We start from the raw sequence: 24,852 nt of genomic DNA, 5'->3' as shown, positions 1-24,852 counted from the left end.
CAGCTTAACCTGCACCGACCTCAAAGGCGGTGCTCCTACGGCTCGGTACCGAAGCCGGTGGCGCATCCGATATTCGGAGCACGAGGACCACCGACTCGCCCTGCCCTTTGCTGGTCAACTCGTTGAATGTGTCCTGTAGTCGGTGGAGTTGGTCGGCGTACTTGCTGGAGAGTTCGCCGAACTCGGTTCCGGTGTGGGCGTAGAGAAACGGCGGCGACATCGGCTGTACGGCCAGTCCGGCGGCCTGCGCCGCCATCCACACGGCGACCACGGCGGCACCGCCACGGGCGAAGTCGCTCAGCGCCGCGCCTTGGATCAGTACGGTGACGACCGCACTGCTGGCACGCAGGCGATCACTCGTGTCGTCCCCGAGCACGGCGCCGGCATCCCATTCGTCGAGTGCCGCAACGACGTCGGTCCGGCGCAGCAGCGGCAGTACGGCCAGATCGCCGGAATCGAGCGCGAGGGAGTGGACATCGATGCCGAAGTCCATGTCGTCGTCGCCGGGCCAGCGCAGCTCCGAGATCATCTCGCGATGCAGGGTAGGGGTGAGGTAGCGGATCCGGTCGGCAGCTGCGAAGACCGTTGCCGCGCGTGCGATCTCACCGTGGTCGACCATGACGTGCACGCGTGCGTCGTATTCCTTTGCCACCTGCGACAACGTCTCGGCCACCTCGGGTGTCAACGGTGCGCCCGTTCCGCGGTGCCGGTTGGTCTCGCGCTCGAAGACCCCGGGGTGCCACCGCGCGAGCTCAGGGGCACCGCCCGGCCGCAGTCGGAGGGCGATCCGCAACGGGTATGCGCCGTCGGGCTCGGTATAGCTCACCTCCGTGGCAAAACCGTTGGCGGCGGCAGCAACTCGCGCGTTGAAGGCCGCGGCCCCGACGGCGACCGCACTGCCCCGGAAACCGACGTCCATGGCCGAAGTGCGTGCGGGATCGATGCCGATGACGAGGCTGTCGGCCGTCGCCGCGATGCGCCACGGCTGCGCGTTGCCGCCCGAAGGCGCGCGAATCGCGGCGGCAACGGCGGCGTCGATGACCTGGCCGAGCCCGGTCGAGACCGCACCGGCCTCCGGCAGGGGGACATCGGCGGGTCCGGCGACGTGGGTGGGTTCGGCAAGTTCACCGAGCAGACCGCCGATGTCGACCTGGGTGCGACCGGACGCGAGGGGCTCGTTCAGCCCGATGCGGCGGATGGCTTCCAAAACGGTTGCCGCTCCGACGGTTACGTCGCCGACGAGTTGCGGCCAGGCCGACAGGGTGCGGCCCACCTCGAGCAGGGACGCGCCCATCCGCGGCGAAACCCTGGCCGGGTCGAAGACCTGCATCAGGTACGGCAGCTTTTCAGCGATCGGCAGGCCCGCCATGGTGTCGGGGTCGATGTCGCCGAGCAGTCCGTGGAAGACCGGGCGGGTGGGATCGACGTCGAAGCGTTCGACGTCGATCAGGCCGCGGTCGCTGGTGGCCATCAGTACCGGGATGCCGCGGGCCCGGGCGCCGTGGCGGAGGTGCAGTTTCATCTCGAGCGAGTCACACTGCTCGACCAGCACGTCGAGCCCGTCGAGGAACGGCGCGAGGGACTCGGCACTCAGTCCGGCGGTCGAATGCCGGACCAGGAGGTAGGGATCGAGCTCGGCGATCCGGCGCATGGCGGCGGTCGCCTTGTTGAGGCCGATGTCGAAGACCGTTGCGGGTATGCGATTGAGATTGGACACGCCCAGCTTGTCGAAATCGGTCAACCGGAGCTCGCCACAGAATCCCGCCACGGCGAGCGAATGAGCGATGAGGTGGCCCGAGCTGAGTCCGACGATGCCGACGCGCAGGCGGCCCAGCCGGTCCTGTTCGGCACTGGTGGCCAGATGCCGGTTGCGGTCCAGGCGCAGGCGGCGATACGACCGCGGGCCCAGCAGCTTCAGCACCGCCGCACGCCACGGGTAGTAGACCCAGCGGGCGGGTTCGTCGAGAAGGTCGGACGTCGGGGCCGGCCGGAGTTCGGCCAGCGCCGCGAACTGGTCGGCCCAGGTGTCAACGGTGTTGACCGCCGGATCGCGCAGCAGCTCTTCGAGTGCTGCCGCGTCAGCGGAGTTCTGGGGGTCGAGGATCGAGATGTGGTTAGCGTCCAGAGCTGCCATCAACCGGCGACCAGCCTGGTTGATATCGCGTCGATCTCACGCAGCGCCTTCGTAATCTGCTCCGGCTGGGAATGATTGACCATGGTCCTTCGATCCCACCACATCATCTTGGTGCGGTACCGCTCGTCGGGGTACGGCGTGGCCGGAATCGGCGCCACCACGCCGCCCCCGGATTTCCACAATTCCAGGACGTGCTGGGCTGCCGTGGCCATCACGAACTGCACGCCCATGACGCTGGTGGCGTGATAGGCGGTCCGGGCCAGGAGATTGGTGACGGCGTGCTGGCTGGCGCGGCTGTCGGACACCCACGCGGTTTTCATCTCCATGACGCCGAATGGCACGCGGTCGTTGATCATCTTGCGCACCATGGCCAGCCCCGGCCGGCCGGCCCACTCCACCACCGCATGCGAGTCGTCGGCACAGCCGAGTGGGGCTTTGGCGCGCAGGCCGCCGACCATGTTGCCCCGGCGGTCGAGGACCGTCCAGAACAACGCGGTGTCAGCACCATCGCGGATCGCGGCAGCGTCGACGACCGCTTCGACGCCGTGCCGGCGATAACTCTGCGCAGCCGCGTCCACGTAGCGGTGCCAGAGTTCCGGGTCGGTGTCGGGTTGCGACAGCACCACGCTGCAATCGGTATCGGTGTCGGACCAGGCGATGTTTTCGGGAAAACGAATATCGAGGTGGGATTCGTATTCGACATACTCCACCGACATCGTTGCCCCATTCGTTTTCAGCAGTCACTGCAACGTCAGTTGGCAGTCGGTTGCGGTAAACGCATCTCGCGCGGACTGCATTCCTTAATTCAGTATCGGGGTTGTTGGGGTCCCGCGGCCAGCTAGTGGTGAAACGTTGTCTGCCGACCTTCGGCGTGCCGAAGAATTGGTCAAAGCGAGTGTGCTGGTGCGAAGGACCTTGGCAATCCCGGATATCGCTATTTTTGCAGGTTAGCCTAGACGATGCCTAGGGATGGCGAACTTTGAGTGGCTAAGTAGGTGACGTCGGCCCAAAATCTGTGCATTGTGCTGCTCTGACGGACGCGTTAGAAGTAATAGCGGCGCGGCCCGGAAAGCGGACGCGCTCGAGAGGAGCAAGCGTGAAGGTCTTCGACAATCTGTCCGAGTTCGTCGCAGCAGCAGGTAGTCAGCTTGGGCCGACGGAGTGGATGGAGATCACCCAGGATCGGGTGAATCTGTTCGCCGACGCCACCGACGACCACCAGTGGATTCACGTCGATCCTGAGCGCGCCGCCGCGGGCCCGTTCGGCGGCACAATTGCACACGGTTTGCTGACACTTTCACTGCTACCGCATTTCATGCACCAGCTCTATCGCGTCGACAACGTCGCATTGGCCGTCAATTACGGATATAACAAGGTGCGATTCATCACACCGGTCAAGGTCGGAGCAAACGTTCGCGCGGGTGCCGTCATTTCGAAAGTCGACGAGCTGGACGGTGCCGTTCAAGCGACGATGACAGTGACCGTCGAGATCGAGGGATCGGATAAGCCGGCCGCCGTCGTCGAGTCGATCGTGCGAATCATCGGATGATTGCCGGCGGGGTCAGCGACCCGACGCCGAGCGCTGCGCCGCCTTCACCAGTCCGCCGCCGATGATCAACCGTTGAATCTCGCTGGTGCCTTCGTACAACCGGAGCAGGCGCACGTCGCGATAGATCCGTTCGACGGGCACGTCGCGCATGTACCCGCTGCCGCCGTGCACCTGCACGGCCAGGTCGGCGACCTTGCCGACCATCTCGGTACAGAACAGCTTCGCGGCCGACGGCGCGATGCGGCGGTCCGCGCCGCTGACCCACAACTGCGCGGCGTCCCGGACCAGGGCCCGGCCGGCCATGACGCCGGTCTGCATGTCCGCCAGCATCGCCTGTACCAGCTGGAATTCGCCGATTGCGGTGCCGCCCTGCGTGGCGGTCGCGGCGTACGTCACCGACTCGTCGAGGGCGCGTTGCGCCGCGCCCACCGAGACGGCTGCGATGTGCACCCGGCCCCGGGCCAATGACGTCAGCGCGGCGCGGTAGCCGATGTCCTCGTTGCCGCCGATGAGGGCATCGGGACCGACCCGCACGTCGTCGAACGTGATGTCGGAGGTCCAGGCCCCTTCCTGGCCCATCTTCGCGTCCTTCGGCCCGACCACGACGCCGGGAGCGTCGGCGGGGACGAGGAACACGGCGATGCCGGGTCCGTCGGCGTCGGCCGGCCGGGTCCGGGCGAACACCACGAACAGGTTCGCGGTGGGCGCGTTGGTGATGAATCGCTTGTGGCCGGTGATGATCCAGTCGTCCCCGTCGGCCACGGCCTTGGTGCGCAGGCCCGCGGGGTTGGAGCCGGCGCCGGACTCGGTCAACGCGAAGGACGCGACGCAGTCGCCGCTGGCGATCGGTTCCAGCCAGCGCTGCTTCTGGGTATCGGTGCCGAACCCGACGAGCACCTGGCCGGCGATGCCGTTGTTGGTGCCGAACATCGACCGCACGGCCAACGTGGTGTAGCCCAACTCCATCGCCATCTCGACGTCCTGGACGAGGTTCAGTCCCAGACCGCCCCACTCCTGGGGGATGGCATAGCCGAACAGGCCCATGTTCTTCGCCTGATCGCGGATGTCGTCGGGCACCCGGTTCTCGTTCATGATCTCCAGCTCGCGCGGCAGGACCGCGGTGCGGACGAACTGGCGGGTCGCGTCGAGGATGTCGCGGAAATCCTGATCGCTGACTTCTGCGGCGGGGGAACCGGTGGGTTCGGCCATGTGAGGTCTCCTTGCGCAACACGAGGGTGCTTCTGGTTTGATGCAAGAAATATCATATTTTATGTATGAAGCCGGCCGGCGGGGCTGCCGCCCGGACCGGATCAGTCGATCAGGAGGAGTGCACGACCATGCCGCTGCTGGACGGACGTATCGCGGTGATCACCGGCGGTGCCCAGGGAATCGGATACGCGATCGCGGAACGGTTCATCGCCGAAGGCGCCCGCGTCGTGATCGGCGACCTGAATCTCGACGCGACCGAGGCCGCCGTCGCCAAACTCGGGGGTTCCGACGTGGCCAAGGCCGTGCGCTGCGACGTGACGTCGGCCGCAGACGTGCAGGCACTGATCGACGCCGCGGTCGAGTTCGGCGGCCGGGGCACCATCGACATCATGGTCAACAACGCCGGCATCACGCGCGACGCCACCATGCGCAAGATGACCGAGGAGCAGTTCGACCAGGTCATCGACGTGCACCTGAAAGGCTGTTGGAACGGCACCCGCTTGGCGGCCAACCTCATGCGGGAGGCGAAAAGCGGTGCCATCATCAATATCTCGTCGATCTCGGGCAAGGTCGGCCTGGTCGGCCAGACCAACTACTCGGCGGCCAAGGCGGGCATCGTCGGCCTGACCAAGGCGGCCGCCAAGGAGGTCGCCCACCTCGGCGTGCGGGTCAACGCCGTGCAGCCGGGCCTGATCCGCTCCGCGATGACCGAGGCCATGCCGCAACGGATTTGGGATCAGAAGCTGGCGGAGATTCCGATGGGACGGGCCGCCGAGCCCAGTGAAGTGGCGTCGGTGGTCGCGTTCCTGGCGTCGGACATGTCGTCGTACATGACCGGCTGCGTCCTGGAAATCACCGGGGGACGGCACATCTAGATGACCGCGACCAGTCCCGTCATCTGCGCGCCGGTACGTACCCCGATCGGCCGCTACGGCGGCATGTTCAAATCGCTGACCGCGGTCGAACTCGGCGTCGCGGCGCTGCGGGGTTTGTTGCAGCGCACCGAGATTCCGGCCGACGCGGTACAGGACGTCATTCTCGGGCACTGCTACCCGTCGAGCGAAGCCCCGGCGATCGGCCGCGTGGTGGCGCTCGACGCCGGGCTGCCGGTCACGGTTCCGGGCATGCAGGTCGACCGGCGCTGCGGGTCAGGACTGCAGGCCGTCATCCAGGCCTGCATGCAGGTGGCCAGTGGCGCAAACGATCTGGTGATCGCCGGTGGTGCGGAGTCGATGAGCAACGTCGCCTTCCACTCCACCGATATGCGCTGGGGTGGCGCGCGCGGCGGCATCACGGTGCACGACGGGCTGGCGCGCGGCCGGACCACCGCCGGCGGCAAGAATTATCCGGTGCCCGGTGGCATGCTCGAGACGGCGGAGAACCTGCGCAGGCAGTACGCGATCTCCCGGGTGGAGCAGGATGCGCTGGCGGTGCGGTCGCATCAGAAAGCTGTTGCAGCGCAACGCAGTGGGGTGCTGGCCGACGAGATCGTCCCGGTGACCGTCACCACCCGCGCCGGTGACCAGGTGATCGACACCGACGAACATCCACGCGCCGACACCACCGTCGAGGCGCTCGGTGAGCTCAAACCCGTTCTGGGCAAGAGTGATCCGGATGCCACCGTGACGGCGGGAAACTCCAGTGGGCAGAACGACGCGGCGTCGATGTGCGTCGTGACCACCCCGGAGCGCGCGGCCGAACTGGGGCTGCAGCCACTGATCCGGCTGGCGTCCTGGGGCGTGGCCGGGGTGCCGCCCAACGTCATGGGCATCGGACCGGTGCCGGCCACCGAGATCGCGCTGGCCAAAGCCGGCCTCGCTCTTGCCGATATCGACCTGATCGAACTCAACGAGGCCTTCGCCGCCCAGGCGCTGGCCTGCACCCGGGAATGGAAGTTCACCGACGCGGACTGGGAACGCACGAACGTGCGCGGTTCGGGTATCTCGCTCGGCCATCCCGTCGGCGCGACCGGCGGCCGGATGCTCGCGACCCTGGCCCGCGAACTGCACCTGCGGGATGCGCGCTACGGGCTGGAGACCATGTGCATCGGAGGCGGCCAGGGGTTGGCCGCCGTATTCGAACGGATCGAGTCATGACGGACAGCGAGAAGCAAAGCGGGACCGCACATGAGTAAGTTGGCCCAGACCGCCGGACTCACCGAGGTGCAGCGCGAAATCGTCGCCACGGTACGGCAATTCGTCGACCGGGAGATCATTCCGGCAGCACAGGAGCTGGAACACTCGGACTCCTATCCGCAGGCCATCGTCGATCAGATGAAGGACATGGGCCTGTTCGGCCTGATGATCCCGCAGGAGTACGGCGGGCTCGGTGAGTCACTGCTGACGTACGCCCTGTGCGTCGAGGAACTCGCCCGGGGCTGGATGAGCATCTCGGGCGTCATCAACACCCACTTCATCGTCGCCTACATGATCCGTCAGCACGGCACCGACGAACAGAAGCGGCGCTACCTGCCCCGGATGGCGACCGGTGAGGTGCGCGGCGCCTTCTCGATGTCCGAGCCGGAGCTGGGGTCCGACGTCGCCGCGATCCGCACCAGGGGCACCCGAGACGCCGACGGCGGCTACACCATCACCGGCCAGAAGATGTGGCTGACCAACGGCGGCAGCTCGACTCTGGTTGCGGCACTGGTGAAAACCGACGAGGGCGCGGACAAGCCGCACCGCAACCTGACCGCGTTCCTGGTCGAGAAACCGACCGGCTTCGGCGAGGTCAAACCGGGCCTCACCATCCCGGGCAAGATCGACAAGCTCGGTTACAAGGGCATCGACACCACCGAGCTCATCTTCGACGGCTACCGCGCCGGCGCCGACGACGTCCTCGGCGGCAAGCCCGGCGAGGGCTTCTTCCAGATGATGGACGGTATCGAGGTCGGGCGGGTCAACGTGTCGGCGCGGGCCTGCGGTGTCGGCATCCGCGCCTTCGAACTGGCGGTGCGCTACGCCCAGCAGCGCGAGACGTTCGGCAAGCCGATCGCCGACCACCAGGCCATCGCCTTCCAACTCGCCGAGATGGCCACCAAAGTCGAAGCGGCACATCTGATGATGGTCAACGCGGCCCGGCTCAAAGACTCGGGAGAGCGCAACGACGTCGCCGCCGGGATGGCGAAATACCTTGCCAGTGAGTTCTGTTCGGAAGTCACCCAACAGAGCTTCCGGATCCACGGCGGCTACGGCTACTCGAAGGAATACGAGATCGAACGACTGATGCGGGACGCGCCGTTCCTGTTGATCGGCGAGGGCACCAGCGAAATCCAGAAGACCATCATCAGCAAGAACCTGCTCAATGAATACCGCATCTGAACCCCAATTCGCCGCGCCCGCACAGCTTTCCCACGACGTGGCGCGGTACGTTCGGCGCCGCATCTTCAACGGTGCGTTACCGGCGGGGGAGTACCTGCGGCTGGACCAGCTGGCCACCGAGCTGGGTGTCAGCGTCACCCCGGTCCGGGAGGCGCTGCTGAACCTGCGGGCCGAAGGGCTGTTGGTGCAGCATCCCCGGCGTGGCTTCATGGTGCTGGAGGTGACCGCCCGCGACGTCGCCGACGTGGCCATGGTGCAGGCGTTCGTCGGTGGGGAACTGGCGGCGCGTGCTGCCGAGAACATCACGGACGCTCAGGTCGCCGAACTCACGCGCATCCAGGAGGCGCTGGAGCAGGCCTACCAGCACACCGATGTCGACCGCATGGTGCAGCTCAACCACGAGTTCCACCGGCTGATCAATGTCGTCGCCGACTCACCCAAGCTGACCCAATTCATGTCAGGCATAACCCGTTACGCGCCCGAGGCGGTGTTTCCGACGCTGCAGGGGTGGCCGGATCTGTCGATCCGGGACCACCGCCGCGTGATCGCCGCGCTGCAGGCCGGTGACGGCGATGCGGCCCGAACGGCGATGGCTGAACACTTCGAAGTCGGGGTGGCGCCGCTGACGGAGCACCTCTGCGAACGCGGAGTCATCCGCGAGGGCTGAAGCGCGATGAGCCGGTACCACGCAAGGGTACGGTCGGGGTGAATCTGTGAATCGTGCAAGGAAAACGGCGCTGTGGCCGAATTCCATTCCGTACCGTCGGTTCGCCGCAATGATGTGCCCACACCCGATTCGTTGCCCACCGTTGGAGAGCAGCATGACCGCACTGACCGAAGACACACCGACGCCGTCGGGCCGCGCAGCGACCCGTCGCGCGATCTGGAACACCATCCGGGGCTCGTCGGGCAACCTCGTCGAGTGGTACGACGTCTACGTCTACACCGTCTTCGCCACCTACTTCGAAAACCAGTTCTTCGACAAGGCCGACCAGAATTCGACGATCTACGTGTACGCGATCTTCGCGGTCACGTTCATCACCCGGCCGATCGGGTCGTGGTTCTTCGGCCGCTTCGCCGACCGCCGGGGGCGCCGCACCGCACTGATGGTCAGTGTGTCGCTGATGGCCGCCTGCTCGATGGTGATCGCCCTGGTTCCGTCGCGCGCCAGCATCGGCGTCGCGGCGCCGATCATCCTGATCATCTGCCGGCTGGTGCAGGGTTTCGCCACCGGCGGCGAGTACGGCACATCCGCGACCTATATGTCGGAGGCGGCGACCCGGGAACGCCGCGGGTTCTTCTCCTCGTTCCAGTACGTGACCCTGGTCGGTGGGCACGTGCTCGCCCAGTTCACCCTGCTCATCATCCTCACGGCGCTGAACACCGCGCAGGTGAGCGAATTCGGTTGGCGCATAGCGTTTGCGGTCGGCGGTGTCGCGGCGGTCGTGGTGTTCTGGCTGCGGCGCAGCATGGACGAGTCACTTTCCGAGGAGACCCTCAAGGCGGTCCAGGAGGGTAAAGACGCGCGTGCCGGTTCGATGCGTGAACTGTTCACGCGCTACTGGAAGCCGCTGCTGCTGTGCTTCCTGATCACGCTCGGCGGCACCGTCGCGTTCTACACGTACAGCGTCAACGCGCCGGCGATGGTGAAGGCGACCTACAAGAGCCAACCCATGACCGCGACCTGGATCAACCTCCTCGGGCTGATCTTCCTGATGCTGATCCAGCCGATCGGCGGCATGATCAGCGACCGCGTCGGCCGCAAACCCCTACTCCTGTGGTTCGGATTCGGCGGTGTGGTCTACACCTACGTCCTGATCACCTACCTGCCGCAGACGCACTCGCCGATCCTGTCGTTCGTGCTGGTGGCCGTCGCGTACATCATTCTCACCGGATACACCTCGATCAACGCGCTGGTGAAGTCCGAACTGTTCCCGGCCCACGTGCGGGCGCTCGGCGTCGGCGTCGGCTATGCGCTGGCCAATTCGATTTTCGGTGGCACCGCGCCCCTGATCTACCAGGCCCTCAAGGCCCGAGGTGACGTGCCGCTGTTCATCGTCTACGTCACCGTCTGCATCGCGGCGTCGCTGCTGGTGTATCTGTTCTTCCTGAAGAACAAGTCCGACACCTACCTCGACCGCGAACAGGGCAGCGCCTACCGCTGAGATCAGCCCAGCGGGTCGAATCGGAAGACAGCGAGTCTTCCTGCCAGCGCCTCGAATTCGTCGGGTGTGCCCTCGGTGACCATGCCGGAACTCTTGGCGAACTTCACGCCGACGGGTACCTGCACCGGGAACTCACGTAGCACCGGCCGTGCCTCGTCGACCGTCAACTCGGTGATCCGCACGGGCCGCGACTTGCGGCCCCGCGTCAAGGTGCCGGTGCCGGCGGCGCGGGCGTTGAGGGCCCAGTGCGCGCCCGGATAGCCGGCGACGGCGTACATCTCGCCGTGCACCACGAACGGTGTCATCGGGGTGCTTCGCGGTGTACCGGTCTTGCGGCCGGGCACGGTCAGCACCATCGCGGGGCCGACGGGGATGCCGAGCTTCCCCACGGCGACAACGACTTTGTTCATCGGCTTGAGGTAGCGCGGCGGTCGCGGATCAGACATGGCTGGTCTCCAAACGCGGGGTGAAGGCGCCGCGGTGCCGGCCCACCCAGGAGGCGAAGGTCTGGGCCGGACGGCCGAGGATGCGCTCGACCTCGTCGCTCACCCGCGCCGGGGTGTCGACGGTTTCGGCGAGCAGCGCGGTGTAGGCGGTACCGAACTCGGCGGGGAAGCCGATGGCGACGAACCGCTCGCGGACCTGCTCGACCGGGATTTCCCGGTAGCGCAGGTCGCGCCCCAGCACCTCGCCGACGATGGCGAGCAACTCGGCGTTGGTGAGCGCCTGCGGCCCCGTCAGCGGAATCTTGCGGTCGTTCAGGTCATCGGTGAGCAGGGCGCGCGCGGCGACGGCCGCGATGTCGGCTTCGACGATGGGTGCGCTGGAGGCCTCCGCATAGGGTCCGGCCACGACGTCACCGGCCTGCAGTTGCCCGGCCCACATGCCGATGAAGTTGGTGGCGAACAACGCCGGCCGCAGGCTCACCCACGGCAGTCCGGAGTCGACAGCCAGTTGTTCGACCTCCTTGTTGCGGTCGCCCCGCAGACGCGACGGCTGCCGGGTGAAGTCTTCGTCGACGTTCATCGCGGACAGCGCGACCAGCTTGGCGCCGGAATCTTTGGCGGCGTCGACCGTCCACGCCAGGTCCGGACCGAGGGCACGGGAATTGAGGAACACCGCGCTCGCTCCGGCGATGCCGTCGCGGACGGATGCGACGGTCTCGACCCCGGCCGGGAGCTGTGGGGACGGATTACGGGTGACGGCACGGACTTTCATGCCCGCGGCGTGTAATTGTTCGACGAGGGGGCGACCGACGTTGCCGGTGGCCCCGGTGATGAGAATGGTCATGAATCAAGGACGGAGTACCTGTCGGATAAGTTACGACCCACGGGATGCGGCGGTGCGGTAACTTTTCACCACCCTGGATCGTCTTCAACTGATGACAGAAACCACTGAATTCACCGCGGCCTGGCGCCACCACCATCCGTATCTGGTCAACCTCGCGTACCAGATGCTCGGTGACGTCGGCGACGCCGAAGATGTTGCGCAGGAAGCGTTTCTGCGGCTGTCCCGCACAGAGCCCGGCGAGATCGAGGACGTTCGCGCGTGGCTGACGACGGTCGCCGGCCGGCTGTGCCTCGACCTCGTCCGGTCGGCGCGGGCGCGGCGCGAACAACCGACCGAGCAGGACGAGATGCCGCCGCTGGCATCGAATGAGCCCGACCCCGCCGACCGCATCACCCTCGACGACGAGGTGTCGAGCGCCCTGCTGCGGGTGCTCCGGCAGCTGAGTCCCGGTGAGCGCGTGGCGTTCATCCTGCACGACGTCTTCGGCGTCCCGTTCGAGTCGATCGCCGAGACCGTCGGCCGGCCCGTCGGCACGTGCCGGCAGCTGGCCCGCCGGGCCCGGGCGAAGGTGGCCGGTACCGACAGGCGAGCCGACGACGTCGAGGCGACCGAACATCAACTGGTCACAGAGAAGTTCATCACCGCCTGCGCCGGCGGCGATGTGCAGGCGCTGGCCGCGGTGCTGGACCCGACGGTCTGGGGCGTCGGCACGGTGCTGAGCGATCCGCCGATCGCGCCGATCGTCAACCACGGACCGCAGCGGGTCGCCGAGAATCTCATGCTGTACCTCGGACCGGGGACCACCGTCGTCGCCGGACCGCTCGGCCAACCCGTCCTGCTGGCGTTCGCGCACCGGCAGCTCTTCGCGGTGGTGGTCCTGACGATTCGCGACGGTCTCGTCGCCAAGATCGAGGCGACAGCCGATCCGCTGGCCCGGTTCGGGGCGTGATCAGCTCCCGCGAGAAGACGCAAAACTGTCGTTTTCGTCGCGAAGTTGACAGTTTTGCGTTCCCCCCGCAAGCGGGAGGTGCCCCCAGCTCGCGAGGCACGGCTGCGCCGTAGGCTGGCGCCATGATCGAAGTGCTGTCAGACATGCCCGACGGCGTGACCGGCATTCGGGTGTCCGGTCGGGTGAGCGGTGACGACATCCGCGAATTCGAGCCCACGATGGACGATCTCGTCGTCGGTGGTGAGATCAGGATCGTCGAGGTCATCGCCGCCGACTACGAGGGCTTCGGCCCGGGCGGACTGGTCGAGGATCTGAAGGTCGGTTTCGGTGGGCTGTTCAAACACCATTCGGCGTTCAAACGCATTGCCGTGGTGTCGGACAAGCCGTGGGTGGCGCACACGCTGCATGCCGTGGCCTGGATGATTCCCGGCGAACTGCAGATCTTCGGGCTCGACGAGCTCGACCGCGCGAAGGAGTGGGCCGCCGGCTGAGCTGTCGGCAGACAGCGAACGGCCCCCTCTCGGAAGAAAGGGGGCCGTTCTACTTCTGGCGGGATCTAGTCCTGCAGCGCCTGCTCCTTGGCCCACCGGTAATCGGCCTTGCCCGCGGGGCTGCGGACGATCGTCGGCCGGAACACGACGGCCTTCGGCAGCTTGTAGCGCGCGATGGATTCCGACGCGTGCTTGATGAGTTCGGCGGCGTCGGCCTCGGCACCGTCGGCCAGTGCCACGACCGCGACGACCTCGTTGCCCCAGCGCTCGCTCGGCCGTCCGGCGACGACGACGTCGACCACGGCCGGGTGCGAGGCGATGGCGGACTCGACCTCTTCGGCGAAGATCTTCTCGCCGCCCGAGTTGATGGTCACCGAGTCGCGCCCGAGCAGCTCGACGGTGCCGCCCTCCAGCAGGCGGGCACGGTCGCCCGGCACCGCGTACCGGATGCCGTCGATCACCGGGAAGGTCTTGGCCGTCTTGGCCGCGTCGCCCTTGTAGCCGAGCGGCACGTGGCCCTCCTGTGCCAGCCAGCCGTTGCCCTCATGGCCGGGGGCCAGCAGCGAGGTGAAGTCCTCCGAGACGATCCGGGTGGCCGGACCGGCGGTGAAGGTGCCGCTGGAGACGTTGGCCTTGGTCGACACGTGCGACATCTGCGCGCCGGTTTCCGACGAACCCACGCCGTCGATCACCATGGCGTTCGGCAGTGCGGCGACAAGCCGGCCCTTCACGGCCGGCGTGAAGAGGGCGCCGCCGTTGGCGACGACGACCAGCGACGTCGGGTCGTGGCTACCGTCGGCGATGGCTTCTTCGATCGCGGTGACCAGCGGCCGGGCCATCGCGTCACCGACGACCGTCGCGATCGCGATCTTCTCGCGGGCGATGGTCTCGACGATCTCCTTGGCGTTGAAGCCCTCGACCTCCTGGGCGAACACGATGGTCTGGCCGTTGTTGATGCCCGTCATCACGCCCCACTGAGCGGCGCCGTGCATGAGCGGCGGCAGGATCATCATCCGCATCTCGGCGGCCGCCGAGGCCCGGTCGACGATCTCCTGGGCCGACTGCGCCGGCTCGCCCGTCATCGCGTTGCGGCCGCCGAACGAGGCCATGAAGATGTCGTGCTGGCGCCACAGCACGCCCTTGGGCATACCGGTGGTGCCGCCGGTGTACAGCACGTAGAGGTCGTCGGGCGACGGCGTCACCGGCGGCGGCGGGACGTCGGCGTTCACGATGGTCTCGTAGTCGACGGCACCGGGCAGCAGGTCGTTGCCCGAGCTGTCGGCGATCTGGATCAGGACCTTGAGGTTCGGCAGGTCCGGCAGCACCTCGGCCAGGGTCGGCGCGAACGCGGCGTGATAGATCAGGGCGGAGGCACCCGCGTCGTTCAGCAGGTACTGCAGCTCGGCCTTGACGTAGCGGTAGTTGACGTTGAACGGCGCCACCCGGGCGCGGAACGCGCCGAGCAGGGATTCGACGAACTCGGGGCCGTTGTACGCGTAGATGCCCACCAGGTCCTGGCCCACTTCGTGGCCGGCCAGCTGCTCGCGCTCGGTGTGCACGCCCAGGCCCTGTGCGTGCAGGTAGGCGGCGAGCCGGTTGGCGCGGGCGACAACCTCGGCGTAGGTGAAGCGGCGATCGCCCTGAATGATCAGGGTGCGGTCCGGGATGGCTGCAGCGACGGCGTCGGTGACGTCGGAAACCGTGAACAGCACGTTTCTCCTAAGGCTGGTGGGGCAACAACTGGACATCTGTCCATACACTCATTTAGTACCACGGAGTGAGGGTCGTCTCTTTTGGTACCACCCTGTGAGGTGCCGACAGCGGTGTGCGTCCACTGTGCGGGCGGTTGTGTAGACGACCGTTGCGCCCCGGCCTGACGATCGGCTGTTCACCCGGGCGGGCTCAGCAGCAGCGGCCCTGCGGGTTGCGGTCCGCGGCGCGGTGCCGCGCCTTCCAGTACTCGCGCTCGGTCAGCACCGGCTCGCCGGGATGCGTGCGGCCGTGGTGCTCCAGGTATCGCGCGTAGTGGTTGTCGCCCATCAATGATGACCAGTACCAACGGGCTTTTGCGGTGATCCTGCGTGCGTCGACCAGTACTCGTCCCATTGCTTCTGCACCTCCTTCTCGGCGTCGGTGGCGAAGAGGCCGCGCGGCGCGAACCGCCGTGACGGCACCGGCTCGTCGTCGGTCAGTGGCCGGCCGCCGCCGCGGATGGCTTGCAGGGCGACGACGATGCCGACGACCACGACGACCACCACCAGCAGCGCGAACACGATGGACAGCGTGCCCTGGATGAAGGTGTTGCGGATGACGGCGTCGATCTGGTCGGGGTTCTTGGCCGAGCCGAAGCTCGTCTTGCCCGCCGCCTTGGCCGCCAGGTACTGCGAATGCTGTTGCCAGTAGCCGATTTTGGGGTCGTGGGAGAAAATCTTCTGCCACGATGCGGTGAGTGTGACCAGGGCGTCCCAGAACAGCGGCAGCCCAGGAATCCAGGCCCACTTCAGCAGCCCCTTCTTGATCACCACGACAGTGACGACCGTCAGCGCGATGGCCGCGAGCAGCTGGTTGGCGATGCCGAACAGCGGGAACAGTGTGTTGATGCCGCCGAGCGGGTCGGTGACACCCATCAGCAGGATGCTGCCCCAGCCCGCGACGACCAGCAGGCTGCAGGTCCACGCGCCGATACGCCAGCTGGGGTCACGCAGCTTCCGCAGCGGCCCCCCGAGGTTGCCCAGGGCATCGGACAGCATGAAGCGCGCCACGCGGGTGCCCGCGTCGACGGTGGTGAGGATGAACAGCGCCTCGAACATGATCGCGAAGTGGTACCAGAAGGCCTTCATGCTCGACCCGCCGAACACCTGGTGCAGCACTTCGGACATGCCCAGCGCCAGCGTCGGTGCGCCGCCGGTACGCGAGACGACCGAGTGCTCACCGACATCGGTTGCCGCGGCGGTGATCTGCTGCGCGGTGATCGGAGCTCCCGACAGCCCCAGCCCGTTCGCATACGTCGCGGCCGTGGCCGCACTGTTCCCGGTCGCCGCGCCGGGGGAGTTGATCACGAAGTACAGGTGCTGGTTGAGGATCGCCGCGGTGATCAGCGCCATGATCGCCACGAACGACTCGGTCAGCATGCCGCCGTAACCGATGAGCCGCGTCTGCCCTTCCTTCTCCAGCAGCTTCGGCGTCGTGCCCGAGGAGATCAGGGAATGGAAGCCCGACAGCGCGCCACACGCGATGGTGATGAACAGGAACGGGAACAGCGCGCCGGCGAACACCGGACCGTCGGCCCGCGTGGCGAACTGCGACACCGCGGGGGCCGACATGACCGGGTGGGCGATCAAGATGCCGACGGCCAGCAGCGAGATGGTGCCGACCTTCATGAACGTCGACAGGTAGTCGCGCGGCGCGAGCAGCAGCCACACCGGCAGCACCGACGCGGCCAGGCCGTAGACGATGATGCACCACGACAACGTCACCTTCGACAGCGTGAACCAGTCTGCACCCCAGGATGTTTCGGCGACCCAGCCGCCCGAGACCACCGCGAGCAGCAGCAGCGCGACGCCGATGAGCGTCACCTCGGACACCCGGCCCGGCCGCAGATACCGCAGATACAGCCCCATGAAGATCGCGATCGGAATCGTCATCGCGATGGAGAACACGCCCCACGGGCTTTCGGCGAGCGCGTTGACCACGACGAGCGCCAGCACCGCCAGCAGGATCACCATGATCACCAGCACCGCGACGATCGCGGCGATGCCGCCGATGGGCCCGAGCTCGTCACGCGCCATCTGGCCCAGGGACCGGCCGCGCCGCCGCGTCGAGATGACCAGCACCAGGTAGTCCTGCACACACCCCGCGACGACCGCGCCGACGATGATCCAGATGGTGCCCGGCAGGTAGCCCATCTGCATGGCCAGCACCGGGCCGACCAGTGGACCCGCGCCGGCGATGGCCGCGAAATGGTGACCGAACAGCACCCGGCGGTCGGTCGGCATGTAGTCGGTGTCGTTCTCGAGGAGCTCGGCCGGGGTGGCGTGATCGTCGCGGGGTTTGACGATCTTCATCTCGATCAGCCGCGCGTAGAACCGGTAGCCGATGACGTAAGTGCAGATCGCGGCAATGACGAACCACACCGCGTTGACCGTCTCGCCGCGCGCGAAGGCGATGACGGCCCACGCCACCGCGGCGAGCACCGCGATGACGCCGAAGATCACCCGATGCCGGGCGGTGATGGGCGAGCGGTCGACGATCGCGACCGGTGGCAGGTCCGGGTCGGTACGCACATAGGTGATGTCACCGACGGATTCGTCGGGGTGTGCGGTGGCTGGTGACATGCCCCACATCCTGTCATCGGTGGCTCCGGATCGTGGGGTAACCCTCAGCGTTCGTACAGCGACCGGACGGTGTCTATGGTGTCGGCCTCGTCGGGCCGCTTGTCGTCGCGGTAGCGCAGCACCCGCGCGAACCGCAGCGCCATCTTTCCGGGGTAGCGGCTGGACCCCTGCACGCCGTCGAACGCGATCTCGACGACCTGCTCCGGCCGCAGCCGCACGACGTAACCGTCCATCGGGCCGTCGGCCAGTTCGGTGAATCGCGCGGTCTGCCAGTCCAGCATCGCGTCGGTCATGCCCTTGAAGGTCTTGCCCAGCATGACGAAACCGCCGGTGGCCGGATCACGCGCGCCCAGATGGATGTTCGACAACTTGCCCGTGCGCCGCCCCGAACCCCACTCGACCGCGAGCACCACCAGATCCAGTGTGTGCACCGGCTTGACCTTCAGCCAGCCGGCGCCGCGCCGGCCCGCCTCGTACGGTGACTCCGGGTGCTTGGCCATCACGCCTTCGTGGCCGGCGGCCAGGGTGTCGTCGAGGAACTGCTGCGCGACAACCGAATCGGCGGTGACACAGCGCCGCACCCGGAGCGGCTCGGGGACGACCTCGTCGAGCGCTTGGCGGCGGTGCTCGGCCGGCTGGTCCAGCAGGTCGGTGCCGTCGCGGTGCAGGATGTCGAAGAAGTACACCGAAAGTGGTTGCGCCCCATCGTCAGAGCGTTTGCCGATCCGGGAGGACGTCACCTGGAACCGGTGCGGGCGCCCGTCGGGCCGCATGGCCAGGGCCTCGGCATCCGCGATCAGGTCCGTCACCGGTAGTTCCAGCACCGCGCGCACCACGTCGGGCACCCGGGCCGTGATGTCGTCGAGGCTGCGGGTGTAGACCGACACCTCGGTGCCGGACCGATGAATCTGCAGCCGAACGCCGTCGAGTTTCGTCTCGAATATCGCCGCGCCACCGAGCTTTTCGAGGGCGTCGCCGACATCGGTCGCCGTCTGCGCCAGCATCGGGCTCACTGGCCGGCCCACGGTGAGGGTGAAACGCTGCAGGCCGTCGGCGCCGTCGGACATCGCCACCGCCGCCACGGTGGCCAGGTTGCCGCTGAGCATCGCGGCACGGCGCACCTCGGCGGCGGGGATGCCCGTGGCCTTCGCCACCGCGTCGGCCATCACCCCGGCCAACGCGCCCTGCCGCAGCCCGCCGCTGAGCAGCCCACGCAGGAACGTCTGCTCGACCGCGGTGGCCGCGCCGAACAGTGAGTGCAGCAGCGTGGTACGCGCGGCGGCCGAACCCGGGCCGGCCACCGCCTTGATGGCAGACAGCGCGGCGTCGACCTCGGTGACGGTCAGCGTCGAGTCGCCGTCGGCCGGCGGCGGCAGCGAGCGCAGCGCCGCCCAGCCGACCCCGATCTGGCGCTGCGGCAGCTCGCCCGACAGCCAGTCGACGACGATCGCGACGGTCGCCGGATCGTCGGCCGCGCTGCCGAGGAGGGCCGCGATGCGGCTGATCTTCGCGGACCGGGCCGACACCGCACCGACTTCGGCCGAGGCCGTCGCGACGTCGGAGAGGAGCACGACCCCAGCTTGGCACGGGGCACCGACAATGTTGTTCAGTCGGTGCGGAGGAGCTCACGCAGTACGTCGGCCTCCGCCTCGACCTGCGCGGCGCGGTCGTCGTGCCCGACCGACCGCAGTTGTCCGGCCGCGGCTCGGCGTTCGTCGGCCTCGGTTTCGATCAGCTCCCGGATCTGGTCCTCGGTGAGGTGCCGGCGGGCGACCTCGGCGGCGCCGAGGCCGTGGGCGCTGTCGGCGATGGCGCCGGCGCGAGGCAGGGGCACGTCCGGCGTCTCGGCGTTGTCGATGGCACTGAGCGCGCTGCGGAGCGCCGCAGTCGCCACGTTGTCCTTCGCCTTGCGCGCCGCGATGAGTCGGGCCCGGAGGCCGGTGCGCCACTGCTGGGCGGGTTCGGTCATCCGGTCACCGTAGTGACGCGAATCCGGCTCGCCAAGTGAATATTTCGGGCTCCGGTCACGCGACGGTGAAGGGCACCGAGTGCCAGCCCGTCGCGCCGTCGGGGACGGCGCCGGCGACCTCGGAGGTCTGGACCGCGCCGGTGTTGTCGGTGGCGCGCACGGTGATGGTGTGGCGCCCGGGCTGGTCCGCCTGCCAGGTGTAACTCCACAGCCGCCAGGTGTCGTTCGAGTACGCGGCGCCCAGCGTCGCCGGTCGCCACGGGCCGTCGTCGATGCGGACCTCCACGGCACGCACCCCGCGGTTCTGCGCCCACGCGACGCCGCCGAACGTCGCGGTACCCATCGGCACCGCGGACCCGGCGCGCGGCACGTCGATGCGTGACTCGGTCTTGATGGGCCCGTGCGCGGACCAGCCCAACCTCGTCCAATAAGCCTGGGTCCGGTCGAATCTGGTGAGTTCGAGGTCGACGAGCCACTTCGTCGCCGAGACGTAGCCGTACAGGCCGGGAACCACCAGCCGCGCCGGGTAGCCGTGTTCGGTCGGCAGCGGTTCGCCATTCATGGCGACGGCGAGCAGCGCGTCGCGGTTGTCGGTCAGTGCCTCGACGGGCGTGCCCGCCGTGAACCCGTCGATGGACTTGGACAGCACCATGTCGGCGTCCGCGTGAACACCGGCCCGGGCCAGCAGGTCGCGCACGCGGTAGCCGGTCCAGGTGGCGTTCGATATCAGGTTGCCGCCCACCGGGTTTGACACACAGGTGAGCGTGACCACCTTGTCGATCGCCTCGAACTGCGCCAGCTCGTCGAAGCGAAAGGTGACCTCACGATCGACCATCCCGTGGATCCGCAGCCGCCAGTCCTGCCGCTGCACCTGCGGGACGGACAGTGCGGTGTCGATGCGGTAGAAGTCGGCGTTCGGCGTGATGAACGGCGGCAGGTCCACCCCGGCCGGCTGCACATCTGGGGGGATCGGTGGTCCCGGCATCTTGGGCGCCGGCGGGGTGTAGGCGCTGCGGTCACCTGCGACCGACGACGCGGCGCGGCCCAGCACGGTCCCGATGACCCCGGCCAGCGTGCCGGCGGCCAGGAAGCCCAGCGCCGCCAGCGATCGGCGGCGGCCGGCATCGGTCTCTGTATCTGCCTCCGGTTCCGGGGCCGCGGGACCGAGGCGATCGGAGACCAGCAGCCGCAGGACCGCGATGCCCGCGGCCGCGCCGACGAGCGACGGCGCGACGTCGATCGGGCGGGCGCCGGTGCGCGACAGCACCGCGGCGCCGCCCAGCACCCCGGCCAGTCCCAGGGCGATGCTGCCGAGCTTCCGGTCCTCGAATTGTGCTGTCACCATGGCGATCACCGCGATGGCCACGAGCACGGCCACGGTCAGGAACAGCTTGTCGTTGGTGCCGAAGGTCTGGATCGCCCACTCTTTGAGCGGTCCCGGGGTCAGGTCGATGACCACCGACCCGACAGCGGTGCGGGAATCGGCATGTGGCCCAAGCGGAATCGCCAGGAGCGCCGCCACACCGAGGGCAACGGCGGCGGCCGCCAGTCCGGCCAGCGATCGGTGCGGATCTAGTCGAAGTGCCACACGTTCACAGTACGACGCACCCGCTGTGCCGACGCCAAATGAAAACGGATCGTAAGAATTGGCTGCCCGTTCGGCTGATTCCGGGCCAGAATCACTGCATCATGCAGCCGACTCTGACCGACCGTGACCGAGACATCGTCCAGAACTGGATTCGCGCCGAGGGGTTGGGTGAGCACGTCACCGCCGTCGAACCGCTGACCGGCGGCACCCAGAACATCGTGGTGCGACTGCACATCGACGGCCGCCCGGTGGTGTTGCGCCGCCCGCCCCGGCATCCGCGGCCGACCAGTGACAAGACGATGCAGCGCGAGATCGCCGTACTACGGACCCTGGCGGGGACCGCGGTGCCGCATCCCGCCTTCATCGCCGGCTGTGAGGACCCGTCGGTGCTCGGCGTCGTCTTCTACCTGATGGCCGAGGTCGACGGCTTCAACCCCGGCGAGGAACTCTCGCCGGCCTATGCCGCCGACTCCGGTCTGCGGCACGACGTCGGGCTGTCGTACGCGGGAAGCCTGGCGCAGCTCGGCAACGTCGCCTGGGAGGGCAGCCCGTTGGCGGCCATCCGTAAGCCGGGATCGTTTGTGGCACGACAGGTTCCGCAGTTCGTCGGGCTGCTGCAGAGTTATCGGCATGACCACTACGATCCCGAATCGCTCGACGGGGTCGAGCAGCTGGCGACCTGGCTGACCGACAACCGGCCACCCGATGGCGAGCCCGGCATCATGCACGGCGACTGTCACCTCAACAACGTCATGCTGCGCCACGACCGGCCGGAGTTGGCGGCGTTCGTCGACTGGGAGATGTGCACCGTCGGCGACCCGCTGCTGGACCTGGGCTGGATGCTGGTGTGTTGGCCGACCGCGCCCAACGCCATCGTCGTCGGCGCCGCGCTGGCAGAGGCCGGCGGTCTGGCCGGTCGTGACGAACTGCTGGACGCCTACCTCGCCGCGGGTGGCCGCCGCACCGAGCACCTGGACTGGTACATCGCGATGGCCTGCTTCAAGCTGGGCATCGTCATCGAGGGCACTTGGTCGCGGTTCCTGGCGGGCCTGGCAGACCGTGAGGCGGGGGAGAAGCTGCATGCCTCGGCCACCGAGCTGATACACCTGGGTGTCCGGGTTGCCAAGGGAGACAACCCGTTCGCCTACCGGTAGGCGTCGTAACCCAGCTTGGCCGCCAGCGCCAGGCCGCCCAGCGCGATGGCCAGCCGCAGCGGGGTCGCGGGAGCATGGCGGACCACGATCGGGCCGAGCCGGGCGCCGATCAGGCAACCCAGGCCGAGCGGCCACACGGCAATCCAGTGCACCGGCGCCAGCGCGATGAAGCCAATGCCGGCAACACCATTGGCCGCCCCGAGGACGACGTTCTTGGCGGCGTTGGCATGCGCGAGCGATTCGCTGCCGCCGTGCAGGAACAGCGCCAGCAGCATCACGCCCGCAGCGGCGCCGAAATATCCGCCGTACAAACAGATTGCGAAGATCGCGACGGAGATGAGCACCGAACGCCAGCGGCCGGGCTCGTCGTCCGCGCCGCGGCGCTGGGGTATCGCGATGGTGAGGCTCGACAGTGCCAGCAGGATCGGCACCACCTGCTCGAAACCCTCGGCGGGAAGGGACAGCAGTAGTGCCGCGCCGGCCGCGCCGCCGAGGACGGCCATCGGCATGACCCGGCGCAGCCAATGGCCCATGCCCTCGAGTTCGGGCAGTGAACCCCACACCGATCCGATGGTGTTGAAGGTCAACGCGACGGTGTTGGTCACGTTCGCCGCCACCGGCGGCAGCCCGGCCATCAGCAGGGCCGGGTACGTCGCGACGGACGCCAGCCCGGCGATACTCCCGGTCAGACCGCCTGCGATACCGGCGACGAGCAGAAGTAACGCGTGCTGCCAGCTCATCGCGGCAAACCCTACAACCTCGCGATTTGTGCACGAAAATCCGCGCTGACCGCGGAATAGCGTGCACGAAACGCGGCGGTAACTGTCGTCCGATAGAAACATCTGCATGTCCCCGGCTGATCTTGGTGTCGACGCCGCCCGCGCCGCGATCCTCGCGGCGGGTGGCGAGGACGCGCTGCGGTCGGGAATCGAGCAGGGCCTGCAGGCGGTGCGGGCCGCGGCGCGCGCCTCCGTGCCCGCCGCTGAAGTCGCGGCCGCGTGGTCGCAGGTGCTCCGCTCCGGCGTCGATGCGGCCGTCCGGCTGACGCCCGGCCCGTCCTGGTCGTGGTTCGTCTCCGGCAGCGTCGCGCGGGGCGAGGCGGTGGCAGGCTCGGACGTCGAGACCCTCGTCGTGCTGGCGGACGACACCGTGCGCGACGAAGCGCTGGCGGCGGCAGCGCAGGTGCACGCCGTGCTGGAACGGTGCGGGGTGCGCGCCGACGCCAACGGGGTGCTGGCCAGCCGGCCGCGGTTCTGCCGGACGGCGGGTGCCTGGTCCGACGGCATCGCGCACTGGACGTCCGACCCGCGCGCGGACCGCGGCGTGGTGATGACGGGCGTGCTGGCCGATTCCCGCGGCGTCCATCCGGCCGACGACGGGGTGGCCGAGGATCTGCTCCGCGCACAGGTGGTGCGCGCCGCTGTCGGCAACTACCCGGCCCGCCAGTACCTGCTGCAGGACGCCACGACGTTCCGCGCGACGTTTCCCTCCCGGCTGCGCATGCTGGCCAATCAGTCCGACACCGTCGACCTCAAGCTGGCGGCCATCGATCCGCTGGTGAAGATCGCGCGGTGGGCCGGCGTGTCGGCAGGTTCCACCGCGCTGTCGACGCCGAGCCGCATCGACGCGGCGGGGGCGGCAAATGTGCTTGACGCTGAAGATGTTTCGACGCTGCGGGACTGCTTCGCCGCCCTGGTGCGATTCCGGTGGACGTCTCGCGCCGGCGGCGATCAGGTGGTGCTGTCGGAACTGCCGCCACAGGAGCGGGCCATGCTGCGCAGCGTCGCCCGCGAGGTGGCCGGCATCAGCCGCAAGCTGACCTACCTCGCCTCGACGTCGGCGTTCCGCTGATGGCGACGACCTTGTTGGCGCAGCACGCGGTGCAGCAGACCCTGGCCGCCCAGCGCATCGAAGGCTGGGAGCCCCAGCCCGCCCATATCGTCGAGCTGGGTGCATTGGCGTCCGGTGCCGTCGAATTCGACGATTACCTGGCACGGTGCAGTGCGCAGTATCCGCCGACGCCCGAAAAGCGCCGCCGGTTCTTCCAGCGCCGGGCGCCGTATCTGATTCCCGGAACATCGGTGCTGCGCAACAACTTCGGTATTCAACACGGGCCGGACCTGGCGGCGGTCGAATTTCAGGTGACGGCGGGCCGAATGGTGCTGTGGCACTGCCGGCAATCCGCGGCGGTGACCGAGATCGACGTCCGTGCCATGCACCGGGAGCTGTTCGGCGACGTATACGCATGGGCGGGGGAGCTGCGCACCGTCGACATCCGCCGCGGTGACTCGGCGTTCACCTGGCAGGTCGACATTGCCGCCGGATTGGCCGAAATCGAGCTCGCGGCAACGGCATTGGCGGACGTCGGCGCCGAGTTCGGCAACCCGAGGCTGGCGTGGGAACTGTCGCGGATCTACGCCCGGTACAACCAGATTCACCCATTCCGGGAAGGCAACGGACGCACCGGGATGCTGCTGCTGCACGCGCTCGCCGGCCGGTGCGGACGGCAACTGGACTTCACCGGTGTCAGCCGTGCCGCCTGGTATTCGGCGGCGCGGGACAGCATGCCGCTGCACCGCGACGGGCGCCTCAGCCACCGGCCGTTCCTGTGGTTGCTCAACCCGGCGGTGAAATCGTCTTGACCCGAGGCGCGGTTGCGGACTAACCTCGGCGACCATGCTTCACATGCTCGTAGTAGCC

Annotated in this window: 23 protein-coding genes; 11 read left to right on the top strand and 12 right to left on the bottom strand. The window is 68.0% G+C overall.

The genetic code is table 11. The features are described 5' to 3' along the window. Window positions 1-4 precede the first annotated feature (4 nt). The gene (locus H289_RS0127370; protein ID WP_020104053.1) at window positions 5-2,134 is read right to left on the bottom strand and encodes an Rv1355c family protein; all 2,130 of its coding nucleotides are present in this window, start codon (window positions 2,132-2,134) and stop codon (window positions 5-7) included. Then, a complete protein-coding gene (locus H289_RS0127365; RefSeq protein WP_020104052.1) occupies window positions 2,134-2,850 on the bottom strand; it encodes a hypothetical protein in 717 nt (238 codons plus the stop codon). The genes H289_RS0127370 and H289_RS0127365 overlap by 1 nt, the downstream gene beginning before the upstream one ends. A gap of 380 nt (window positions 2,851-3,230) precedes the next feature. Between H289_RS0127365 and H289_RS0127360 the strand changes: the two genes are divergently transcribed. Beyond that, window positions 3,231-3,683: a MaoC family dehydratase gene (locus H289_RS0127360; protein ID WP_029105825.1), complete on the top strand. Its 453-nt coding sequence runs from the start codon at window positions 3,231-3,233 to the stop codon at window positions 3,681-3,683. Window positions 3,684-3,695: 12 nt separating this feature from the next. On the opposite strand, the gene H289_RS0127355 is transcribed toward H289_RS0127360, so the two are convergent. Then, the gene (locus tag H289_RS0127355; RefSeq protein WP_020104050.1) at window positions 3,696-4,892 is read right to left on the bottom strand and encodes an acyl-CoA dehydrogenase family protein; all 1,197 of its coding nucleotides are present in this window, start codon (window positions 4,890-4,892) and stop codon (window positions 3,696-3,698) included. Window positions 4,893-5,020: 128 nt separating this feature from the next. On the opposite strand from H289_RS0127355, the gene fabG reads away from it, so the two are divergent. The 5 genes from fabG (at window position 5,021) to H289_RS0127330 (ending at window position 10,377) form a co-directional block, all read left to right on the top strand. Further along, window positions 5,021-5,767 (top strand): 3-oxoacyl-ACP reductase FabG, encoded by a 747-nt coding sequence (gene fabG, locus H289_RS0127350; RefSeq protein WP_029105824.1) that lies wholly within the window; start codon window positions 5,021-5,023, stop codon window positions 5,765-5,767. Next, window positions 5,768-6,988 (top strand): acetyl-CoA C-acetyltransferase, encoded by a 1,221-nt coding sequence (locus tag H289_RS0127345; protein ID WP_020104048.1) that lies wholly within the window; start codon window positions 5,768-5,770, stop codon window positions 6,986-6,988. Window positions 6,989-7,018: 30 nt separating this feature from the next. Then, on the top strand, window positions 7,019-8,212 hold the full coding sequence (locus tag H289_RS0127340) for an acyl-CoA dehydrogenase family protein (protein ID WP_020104047.1): 1,194 nt from the start codon (window positions 7,019-7,021) through the stop codon (window positions 8,210-8,212). Next, window positions 8,196-8,879, top strand: a complete 684-nt coding sequence (locus H289_RS0127335) for a GntR family transcriptional regulator (protein WP_029105823.1) — start codon at window positions 8,196-8,198, stop codon at window positions 8,877-8,879. The genes H289_RS0127340 and H289_RS0127335 overlap by 17 nt, the downstream gene beginning before the upstream one ends. Window positions 8,880-9,033: 154 nt before the next feature. Next, window positions 9,034-10,377 (top strand): MFS transporter, encoded by a 1,344-nt coding sequence (locus H289_RS0127330; protein WP_020104045.1) that lies wholly within the window; start codon window positions 9,034-9,036, stop codon window positions 10,375-10,377. Between the two features lie 2 nt (window positions 10,378-10,379). Here H289_RS0127330 and H289_RS0127325 read toward each other — a convergent pair whose 3' ends face one another. Further along, the gene (locus tag H289_RS0127325) at window positions 10,380-10,823 is read right to left on the bottom strand and encodes a nitroreductase/quinone reductase family protein (protein WP_029105822.1); all 444 of its coding nucleotides are present in this window, start codon (window positions 10,821-10,823) and stop codon (window positions 10,380-10,382) included. Further along, window positions 10,816-11,667 carry an NmrA family NAD(P)-binding protein gene (locus tag H289_RS0127320; protein ID WP_020104043.1) on the bottom strand — a complete coding sequence of 284 codons (852 nt, stop codon included), beginning with the start codon at window positions 11,665-11,667 and terminating at the stop codon, window positions 10,816-10,818. Before H289_RS0127320 ends, H289_RS0127325 begins: the two co-directional genes overlap by 8 nt. A 91-nt stretch (window positions 11,668-11,758) precedes the next feature. On the opposite strand from H289_RS0127320, the gene sigI reads away from it, so the two are divergent. Together sigI and H289_RS0127310 are read left to right on the top strand one after the other, a co-directional pair. Beyond that, window positions 11,759-12,616, top strand: coding sequence for an RNA polymerase sigma factor SigI (gene sigI / locus H289_RS0127315; RefSeq protein ID WP_020104042.1), 858 nt, complete (start codon window positions 11,759-11,761; stop codon window positions 12,614-12,616). A gap of 122 nt (window positions 12,617-12,738) precedes the next feature. Continuing rightward, on the top strand, window positions 12,739-13,107 hold the full coding sequence (locus tag H289_RS0127310) for a SpoIIAA family protein (RefSeq protein ID WP_020104041.1): 369 nt from the start codon (window positions 12,739-12,741) through the stop codon (window positions 13,105-13,107). 65 nt (window positions 13,108-13,172) lie between these two features. Here the strand turns inward: H289_RS0127310 and H289_RS0127305 are convergent, their stop codons facing one another. The 6 genes from H289_RS0127305 to H289_RS0127280 form a co-directional block, all read right to left on the bottom strand. Continuing rightward, window positions 13,173-14,855: an acyl-CoA synthetase gene (locus tag H289_RS0127305; protein ID WP_051128616.1), complete on the bottom strand. Its 1,683-nt coding sequence runs from the start codon at window positions 14,853-14,855 to the stop codon at window positions 13,173-13,175. 154 nt (window positions 14,856-15,009) lie between these two features. Further along, on the bottom strand, window positions 15,010-15,147 hold the full coding sequence (locus tag H289_RS32665) for a YbdD/YjiX family protein (RefSeq protein ID WP_020104039.1): 138 nt from the start codon (window positions 15,145-15,147) through the stop codon (window positions 15,010-15,012). After that, complete coding sequence (locus H289_RS0127295; protein WP_020104038.1) at window positions 15,147-17,441, bottom strand: carbon starvation CstA family protein; 2,295 nt, start codon at window positions 17,439-17,441, stop codon at window positions 15,147-15,149. Before H289_RS0127295 ends, H289_RS32665 begins: the two co-directional genes overlap by 1 nt. Window positions 17,442-17,485: 44 nt before the next feature. Continuing rightward, complete coding sequence (locus H289_RS0127290; RefSeq protein ID WP_020104037.1) at window positions 17,486-19,012, bottom strand: ATP-dependent DNA ligase; 1,527 nt, start codon at window positions 19,010-19,012, stop codon at window positions 17,486-17,488. Between the two features lie 35 nt (window positions 19,013-19,047). Next, complete coding sequence (locus tag H289_RS0127285) at window positions 19,048-19,410, bottom strand: GatB/YqeY domain-containing protein (protein ID WP_020104036.1); 363 nt, start codon at window positions 19,408-19,410, stop codon at window positions 19,048-19,050. 55 nt (window positions 19,411-19,465) lie between these two features. Next, window positions 19,466-20,998 (bottom strand): molybdopterin-dependent oxidoreductase, encoded by a 1,533-nt coding sequence (locus H289_RS0127280; RefSeq protein WP_020104035.1) that lies wholly within the window; start codon window positions 20,996-20,998, stop codon window positions 19,466-19,468. A 101-nt stretch (window positions 20,999-21,099) separates the two neighbouring features. Between H289_RS0127280 and H289_RS0127275 the strand changes: the two genes are divergently transcribed. Continuing rightward, a complete protein-coding gene (locus tag H289_RS0127275; protein WP_155944279.1) occupies window positions 21,100-22,152 on the top strand; it encodes a phosphotransferase family protein in 1,053 nt (350 codons plus the stop codon). Here the strand turns inward: H289_RS0127275 and H289_RS0127270 are convergent. Then, the gene (locus tag H289_RS0127270) at window positions 22,143-22,892 is read right to left on the bottom strand and encodes a sulfite exporter TauE/SafE family protein (RefSeq protein ID WP_020104033.1); all 750 of its coding nucleotides are present in this window, start codon (window positions 22,890-22,892) and stop codon (window positions 22,143-22,145) included. The two genes, H289_RS0127275 and H289_RS0127270, sit on opposite strands and share 10 nt — an antisense overlap. Before the next feature lie 106 nt (window positions 22,893-22,998). Between H289_RS0127270 and H289_RS0127265 the strand changes: the two genes are divergently transcribed. After that, window positions 22,999-24,003, top strand: a complete 1,005-nt coding sequence (locus tag H289_RS0127265) for a putative nucleotidyltransferase substrate binding domain-containing protein (protein ID WP_020104032.1) — start codon at window positions 22,999-23,001, stop codon at window positions 24,001-24,003. After that, complete coding sequence (locus H289_RS0127260) at window positions 24,003-24,794, top strand: Fic family protein (RefSeq protein WP_020104031.1); 792 nt, start codon at window positions 24,003-24,005, stop codon at window positions 24,792-24,794. Before H289_RS0127265 ends, H289_RS0127260 begins: the two co-directional genes overlap by 1 nt. Window positions 24,795-24,852: the final 58 nt, after the last annotated feature.

The organism is Mycobacterium sp. 360MFTsu5.1 (assembly GCF_000383495.1).
GTDB classification, from domain to species: domain Bacteria; phylum Actinomycetota; class Actinomycetes; order Mycobacteriales; family Mycobacteriaceae; genus Mycobacterium; species Mycobacterium mucogenicum_B.
The sequence above is the reverse complement of the archived record's forward strand: the minus strand, read 5'-3'. Positions and strand labels throughout refer to the sequence as shown.